The organism is Lentilactobacillus dabitei, assembly GCF_019061365.1.
Taxonomy (GTDB): Bacteria; Bacillota; Bacilli; order Lactobacillales; family Lactobacillaceae; genus Lentilactobacillus; species Lentilactobacillus dabitei.
Window position 1 is genome coordinate 7,852 of sequence record NZ_JAHPPD010000097.1, and the last position, 1,406, is coordinate 9,257.

Genomic DNA, 1,406 nt, shown 5'->3' on the forward strand with positions numbered 1-1,406 from the left:
ATTTTGGTAAGTAGCTCCGTATTGGTAACACTAGGCTTACTCATATCCTAGCCTCCAAACTGTTTGTTAAATTCTTTAATTGGATCTTTAGGATCGATATCATTGTATTGGCACCATTCCAAGAACTCAGTTATTTCTGCACTAATCTCTTCGGGAAATTCTTTACTAAAGGCATCAATGTTCTTCCAGTCTTGAGTAGTACGCTCGTTGAGAGGTACAGAAGCGCTTTGAAAAGCAATTGCTTGGATCTCTTTACGATCATCTTCCTGCTTTTCTTGATTGGTCAGCGCTGCAAACAAACCATTACGCACTCGTTTGCTTTTAAAAAACGATAAGATATCGTAATTAGCTCGAGCAGCTGAATACTTGTAAAACCAATCATCAACAAACTTGGCAGTTCGTTTTAACGTATCGTTGTCCATCTTGCGTAATCCTTGACGCCAACGACTAATTGAAGCTTTGCTGGCAGGAATTTCATGTGCCAACTTAGTTAGTGGTGATTTAAATTTGGAACTTTTTAAAGCTAAATCTAGTTGCACTGCTTCTTTATACATACCCATCATCTCCAATCGGTAAATAGCCGATAATTAATTTCCAACTTGTCAAAGTACAATACAATCAAGGATAGAAGCATGATTTACCTGTGGGCGACCGCCTTGAGGTTTCGTACTTTTTTGTTCAAAACCCGCAAAATCAACATTTTCAGTAAATCCATATTCGATCATTCGTTGAATCCAAATTCGATATGGTGTTTCAACTTCGAGGAAGTCATGCAAGTCCCGACCGTCGACAGCAACAGAACCATCTTTTTGTTTGAAAGTTTTAATTAGTTCATTCATTAAAATCATCCTTTCGTCCATTTAAATTTAAAGCTATCGCCACCTTTTAATGAGATAATCTTCATAAAGGAGGTGGCAACATGGGAAAACGTGTTTCAGTTACCAATCAAGATAAAAACGGCAGAAATACGAGCTTTCGTGATAATCAAACTCATAAGCAGATGACGCGCAGTCAATTTGTTCAAAAGATTAGACAGGGGAAATACCCTAATTACGAAGTTCGTAAGATCAATGGAATTGATACCCCAGTATCAAAACCCGATTCCACTACCAACAACAACCTTGATTAGTCTTTGAAAATAATGTCGTAGCCTTTTTTTAGAATGATATCGTTAAACGAAATGCTTGCAATAAGTTCGTTGCCATTTTGACGATTAACGATGTTAATGCTGGAACAGTCTTTCCCGCTTAGGTGAATAGACTGTTTTTTTTCGTCATTCATTCCATCACCCCCTTTCGTTCTTTGAAAACTAAATCCAACATCATCTTTAGTGGGATAATGAAGTTATTCCATTAAAGGTGGTGATAGTTACGGTTAGATCTATAAAATCTTCATCTAAGCGTGTC

The 1,406-nt window shown here is 37.3% G+C and carries 4 protein-coding genes; 1 reads left to right on the forward strand and 3 read right to left on the reverse strand.

The features are described from left to right. Positions 1-47 precede the first annotated feature (47 nt). A complete protein-coding gene (locus KTE19_RS11740; protein ID WP_217342354.1) occupies positions 48-554 on the reverse strand; it encodes a hypothetical protein in 507 nt (168 codons plus the stop codon). Between the two features lie 48 nt (positions 555-602). Further along, the gene (locus KTE19_RS11745; RefSeq protein ID WP_375709281.1) at positions 603-839 is read right to left on the reverse strand and encodes an antA/AntB antirepressor family protein; all 237 of its coding nucleotides are present in this window, start codon (positions 837-839) and stop codon (positions 603-605) included. A gap of 80 nt (positions 840-919) precedes the next feature. Here KTE19_RS11745 and KTE19_RS11750 point away from each other — a divergent pair, with 80 nt between their 5' ends. Then, positions 920-1,129 (forward strand): DUF3892 domain-containing protein, encoded by a 210-nt coding sequence (locus tag KTE19_RS11750; RefSeq protein WP_217342355.1) that lies wholly within the window; start codon positions 920-922, stop codon positions 1,127-1,129. Here the strand turns inward: KTE19_RS11750 and KTE19_RS11755 are convergent. Further along, a complete protein-coding gene (locus KTE19_RS11755) occupies positions 1,126-1,281 on the reverse strand; it encodes a hypothetical protein (RefSeq protein ID WP_217342356.1) in 156 nt (51 codons plus the stop codon). The two genes, KTE19_RS11750 and KTE19_RS11755, sit on opposite strands and share 4 nt — an antisense overlap. Between the last annotated feature and the right edge of the window lie 125 nt (positions 1,282-1,406).